5 protein-coding genes and 1 pseudogene are annotated in these 6098 nt (G+C 32.0%); 2 read left to right on the top strand and 4 right to left on the bottom strand.

Annotated elements, in window-relative coordinates; all coding sequences use genetic code 11:
• Positions 1–924 precede the first annotated feature (924 nt).
• The 4 genes and pseudogenes from FVQ77_07100 to FVQ77_07085 all read right to left on the bottom strand — a co-directional run bounded on the left by FVQ77_07100 (position 925) and on the right by FVQ77_07085 (position 5055).
• Positions 925–1887: a hypothetical protein gene (locus FVQ77_07100; GenBank protein ID MBW8050093.1), complete on the bottom strand. Its 963-nt coding sequence runs from the start codon at positions 1885–1887 to the stop codon at positions 925–927.
• Between the two features lie 254 nt (positions 1888–2141).
• Complete coding sequence (locus FVQ77_07095) at positions 2142–3965, bottom strand: hypothetical protein (GenBank protein ID MBW8050092.1); 1824 nt, start codon at positions 3963–3965, stop codon at positions 2142–2144.
• A gap of 48 nt (positions 3966–4013) precedes the next feature.
• On the bottom strand, positions 4014–4628 hold the full coding sequence (locus FVQ77_07090) for a hypothetical protein (protein ID MBW8050091.1): 615 nt from the start codon (positions 4626–4628) through the stop codon (positions 4014–4016).
• Between the two features lie 162 nt (positions 4629–4790).
• Positions 4791–5055, bottom strand: a pseudogene (locus FVQ77_07085) (tyrosine-type recombinase/integrase).
• Positions 5056–5089: 34 nt separating this feature from the next.
• Between FVQ77_07085 and FVQ77_07080 the strand changes: the two are divergent.
• Both FVQ77_07080 and FVQ77_07075 read left to right on the top strand, forming a co-directional pair.
• Positions 5090–5470, top strand: a complete 381-nt coding sequence (locus FVQ77_07080) for a hypothetical protein (protein MBW8050090.1) — start codon at positions 5090–5092, stop codon at positions 5468–5470.
• A gap of 145 nt (positions 5471–5615) precedes the next feature.
• A partial coding sequence (locus FVQ77_07075) for a DNA polymerase III subunit beta (protein MBW8050089.1) occupies positions 5616–6098 on the top strand: 483 nt, incomplete at its 3' end.

The following is a 6098-nucleotide window of genomic DNA, read 5'->3' as shown; positions in this document are numbered from 1 at the left end:
ACCAAACGGCAGATGGAGCATTAATAATAAATATCTTGTAAGAAAAGATATGATAAAGATGCTGCTGGAAACCATGAACCAAATGACTGTAAAAAGGCCTGTTTCAAAAGCAGCGCGAAATAATGTTATCAAAACAATAGCAGTCAAAGGCATCAAAGTTGAAATATACAGTAAGGGTGAATTGCAGAAGACTTTTTGGGTTGGAGGCAATACCAATGACTGGCTTGGTTCCTATTTTATCATGCAAGGTTCGGAAAATCCCTATGTGGTGCATATACCCGGTTTCAATGGATTCATCAGCGGAAGATTTGATGTTTACGAGATTGAGTGGAGAAACAGGGAGCTGTTTCAAAGTACGCTGAGAACAATTCAAAGTTTATCGGTAAGTTATCCTGAATCTGAAAACAGTTTTGAAATTATTTTTGATTCAGCAGGATTTAAAATAGAGGGCGTTGTCAGGCTTGATACAATTAGATTAATATCTTATCTTAACCATTATAAGAACATCCAGATAGAACATTATTTCGGTAGCTTAAAAGAAAATTTTCGTGATTCGCTTGACAAGGTTACGCCATTGTGTATTATCAGGCTTGTTGATATTCATGCTCAAAATAGTAATAGTATTACCATCTATGATAAAGAAAATAACCCCGACCGGATGATTGGAGTGGTAGGAAAAACCCATGAAATTGTTTCCATACAACATTTTGTTTTTGACAAATTGATGGTGAAAAAAGGTTATTTTATCAAAGTATACAATATGCACACCCTTTAAACGAATCATTACAGCTAACGTTTAGTATAAGAATAGTAGCCGATGGTGTGGCACTTTCCTATCAAGTTACAAGAAAGTTGAAGCGGGCTACAACACTTGAATTTACTGCTATCTCGGCTATTATTTTTATACATTGTTATGCCACGTATTTAATCTATTTCATATGTTCTTTTATAATCATCATAGAACACGGGGTCAATCTTATCGCAATTTGCTTCAATCAGTTCCCGTCGAGCACTTAAAACAGTATAATCATTTTTTATCCAATATATTTGATTATTTGAAGAGAATGCATTTGTAATTTCGTTAAGTTGTTTGATAGAGAAGTTATCATAACTCCTTAGTTTTCTAATAACACTCTTTGCATTATCAAATGTATAAGCCTCTATCAAATTTCTAATTATAATATCCTTTTCCGTTTCACTTGATATTTCTATATTTGGATATTGTGATTTAAAAAATTCAGTTAGTCTCTTAAAATAGAATAGTTCTGACTGCTTTTTTTGTTTCCATTCTCTAATTAAATAACTATTAAAGCTTTTTTCATTAAGTTTTGAATAATAGTCTTTATCCTCTGAAATAAAATATAAATCTTGATGGGGTGGTATGGTAAAAAGTAGACTTTCCCAGTTGATTGCATCACCATACGATTTATCCTTGCCTGGTGGATTTCCTATATCATATCTAACAATTGCCGAATTTAGAATTTCAACAGACGTTTCAATAAAGGTAGCTTTGGATAGTAACTGACTAAGAACATCATCCGCCATTAATGTCTCCGTTTCAGCATCATGTTGCAATTTCTGTAGAAGTTTAGTTTTATTCGTCTCAAATTGCTTTATTGCCTTTTTCATTAAGCCAAACTCATCATACGTTTGACATATCTTTGGGAATTGATTATTCAATTTAGATGCTCTCAATTTATCAAGCGAGTCTGAAACTTTAACCTCTCTATTTCTATAAAACTCATTTTTAGTCTGCTCAGGTAAGAATAACTTAATGTTTCCTGTGTTTATGAGAGCAATGAGCTTTTTTAACTCTTCTAAATCCTCATTTGTAAAATGAAAAAATGTCAGATAGATATTTGTGTCAATATATAAGTTTATATGCATGGTCTAATTATATGTGGCATAACGGCCAAGGGCAGGCTATGTGCGGGGTTTAAAACCTCGTACCTTTCCCCCAGCACAAAGATAGCAAACTGCGATGAACTTTCAAATTGCACTTCTCCCCGCATATAGCCTGCCCGATGTTATCATCAGTTGCTCACTTTTTCTGTCCACCGAGATATATGTTAAATAGAAAAAATAAACTATCTCAATTACTTGTCTGCCTACCGCTTTTTAGGTTATGTTAGCTAACGTTATTATTCATATTTCCAATTTTCCTTTAGTTTTTTTCTTAACGATATAAGTTCGCTGTTACTTAAGATATCATAAGTTTTGTCGAGATATTTTATTATGCCATTATCCACTACGTCCAATGCATCTATTACGTTATCTATAGTTGATTTATGCGAGAATTGACTAATATAATATTCTCTTCGTTTCCCTCCTTCTTTTGGATATGCTTTTAAAAAAAGTTTGTATTTATTAGCTGATTTTTGATAGCTGATTATCAATTTTTTTAATCGGTTGTCATTAAACCAATTCAAAATTTCTTCTTCATCCTTATGTTTTAAATCTTCGAGAATGTCTTTTGCTTCTTTATATGTATTGAATGTTTTTTGTGTTTTCTGTCGTTTTAGATTTTTGAAATATGTAAAAACCAAGTAAGATTTATTATCAGAATTGTAAATGCGAAATTTAATATTGTCTGTGAAATAATCTGATTCAAAAAGCAATCTATCTAAGTCATTTTCATTGATTATTGGCTTAAACGAATTGTCTATTTTGGGGATGGTTGATGAAAGTTTTTCATAAATATTTTCATCAAAACGAATTTCGAGATAGTTAATACCCTTAGATTTTGCAAATTTTCTTTTTTGTTCATCTTTTTTCTTTCTGACTTCAAGGGCTTTATCAGTTTTATGAAACCTCTTATTATGAAAAAAATGTTGTCTGCCGTGTGTTTCAATAATTAAATTGTAACAAGGGATGAAAAAGTCAAAACGCGCAATTATAAACTCTTTAAAAATATACTCTTGATAAAATTCTATCTTATTGGCTTTCAGGAAATAATAAACAGTCTTTTCGTGCGAAGAAACACCTGCGGTTTTCACACGACAATCTTTGCATTTAATAAATCCTTTGAAATACGCATCTAATCTTGCTCGAAGTTTTTGGGGATTACCACACTTGCATTTGTATTCAACAATTTTGTTTTTATTTTTATCAAAGTAGGCACGGATGAAAATATCTCCCTTTGTAGCAAACATAGTTTTTAATTCATTATCAGATAAAATTTTGGGAGTTTTATTTTGCGTACCTAAAAATACACCCCAACTTTTCCACTCGTTTTTGTAAACTTGATAGGGATTATGAGGTATATCATGGGGTAAACAGTTTGTTTTTACATATTCTCTCCATTCTTGTTGGCTATTCAATTTTTTACAAATAGCAAATTTTTTAACCTCAGAATAAGTGCGATAATTTCGGTTGTAGGTTGCAATTGTCCCTGTTCCTAAAAACTCACCCCAACTTTTCCACTTGGCTGGATATGCCCTGGGAGGATTCGATGGGTAGCCGTCTATCTTAATTGATTTGAACCATTTCTTCCATTCACTTCTACTATTCAACCCAGCAGCAATTGTAATTTCTTCAGCTTTATTATATGGTATATATTTATATTTTTTGGATTCAGATATTCTACTGCCTTTGCAGAATTTACATCTGGCTCCTCTTTTAAAATTTGCAAATTGTATTTCCGAAATTTTACCACAATTGCATCTATATTTTAGATTTCTATTAACTCCGAAATATTCAGTTGATAACAATGTGCAGTTGTTATCTTCAAAAAATTGTTTTATATATTCAAAGCTAAACTTTTGACTTTGAGAGGTTCTTTTATATCGACATTCTTTGCATCTGGAGCCATTCTTAAAATCTGCAAATCTGGTTTGATACCTATTCCCACAAGAACATATATAATCTAATTTTTGACTATTATTCTTATACTCTGGGCTTAGTAGTTCACATCCATTGTTTTTGAAAAATGTTTTTACTTGTATGTAAGTAAATTTTCTGCTCATCGCTTGGTTTAATTTAGTACCTAACTCAACCAGGTGATAATTAGTTCTTCATTTATTCAATCTTGATATAATAACCAATTTTCTATATTCCAAGTGTTGTTTTAAGAAATTATTAACGTCTTCCCCGTTATATGTTACGAATTTGACTGAGACGTCAAATACCTTATTCATTAGCGCATTCACAATATACTCAGCAAGATTTATCAGATACTTAAAATCATCATAAAAAAACTTTACTGCATCAATATGATTAGAAGGAGTTATATCAGTATGTGCATAATGCTCATCTCTAATTTCTCTTAAATTCTTCTTTTTGATTGCTGTTTCTGAGCTATCCAATAGTGCTTTTAGTTTATTCAAATCTTCCTTAGAAATATACGCAGACCATTCTGAGTTTTTGAAATTGTTTATCATTTGACTAATCAAAAAGTCAAGTCGAAGGTTATCCTTTTTCGAACCAAAGAGCTTTGTTAATTCGATTATTGCCAGTTTCCAAAGCGAAGATTGAACTCTTCTTAAGAATTTATCTCGTGAAACCAAAGTAAATTTCTCAGAAGTATCTGTTACCAGCATGAAATAGCTATCGGTAACTAACACTTTTGCATCAGACATGATTTCGATAATCTTATCTAGTTTATCTTTCAGTTCCTTATTTGTTCTCATCTTATCTACCTAAATGCCAGCTAACTACTGAATATGAGGAACAAATTTATTTTTCAGATAGTTCTAAAAAAAATGAGCAATTGATGATAACTTACTTATATGTTCATGTTTTATGAATATGTACGACAAACCATTGTTGTGTATGTTGAGGTTTGTATGTTTTTATATGTCAAAATCATCCAGGGGATTTTTAATGTTCTTAGTTGCTTTTCATACTTACATGGGTGTATTTTTCGGTGGTTCTTAATGATTTATGCCCTAACATTTCTTGTATGAATCTGATACCAGTACCGCTATCCAATAAATGAGTGGCATAACTGTCTAGTTGGCTATGATTAAGAACGCACAAATATACACCCCCATACCAAATAATCCAAATAAAATTATAAAAAAATATCTTTTTTTTGTTGTTTTTTAAAATAAACATTACTTTTGGCGGCTAATCAAATAAAATTTTAACTATGAAAAATGAAAGCTTTATGCTCAACGTAACCGGAACTATAGGTTTTGTTGGAGCAATAGTTTGGTTTTTACTGATGCTTTTTATATTAGCCTCAGGCGCCATTAAAGATTTAGTAGAATTTTTACAGTGGATGGGTATTGTATTACCTTGTTTGGCTGGGATATATTATATTTTGATAACTAAATTTGGCTATACGCTGCCAGAAGACACTCAAAAGATTGACATGGAGAATGACCTGTTAAGAAAAATGATACAACAAAATGAGTTCATGAACATTCAATCAAAGGAAATTAGCAAAGTTGATGTAGCGAATGACTTGTTAAGAAAGAGGCTGGAGCAAAATGAGCTCATTGAGAAGTTAAAAAAGCTAGATAAATAAAACAGTTGACAATTGACAATTGACAATAGACAATAGACAATTGACTGTTGACAAGTACGAGAGGGTAGTTAACAATAATTGCCAACTACGAATTGTAAATTGTCTATTTATTTTTACCTTTACGCCACTTTTTTATATCATATTTATGAAATTCATAGTTTCTTCCTCTGCATTGCTAAAGCGGATCTCAACCATTAACGGTGTTATTGCACCCAACCCGGTGGTTCCGATTCTGGAAAACTTTTTATTTGAAATTAAAGATGGTCTGCTTAAAGCTACAGCTTCTGATCTGCAATCCTCAATGACTACAGAGATTGATCTTGAAGCAAAAGAACCCGGCAGTATTGCTATTCCTGCTAAAATTTTATTAGAAACATTACAAAACCTGCCTGAGCAGCCTGTTACATTTACCATCGATGAAGATACCTATGGTATAGAGCTGAGTTCAGATAATGGAAGATATAAGCTCTCCGGTGAAAATGCTACAGATTTTCCCAAATTACCGGAATTTTCGGAAGGTAGTTCGGTAAATATTCCGTCAGATATACTCTCCAAAGCTATATCAACTACTATTATAGCCGCCAGCAATGATGAAATGCGGCTTGCTATGTCAGGAATACTTGTGCAG

Source organism: Cytophagales bacterium, from assembly GCA_019456305.1.
In the GTDB taxonomy this organism is placed as follows: domain Bacteria; phylum Bacteroidota; class Bacteroidia; order Cytophagales; family VRUD01; genus VRUD01.
The sequence above is the reverse complement of the archived record's forward strand: the minus strand, read 5'-3'. Positions and strand labels throughout refer to the sequence as shown.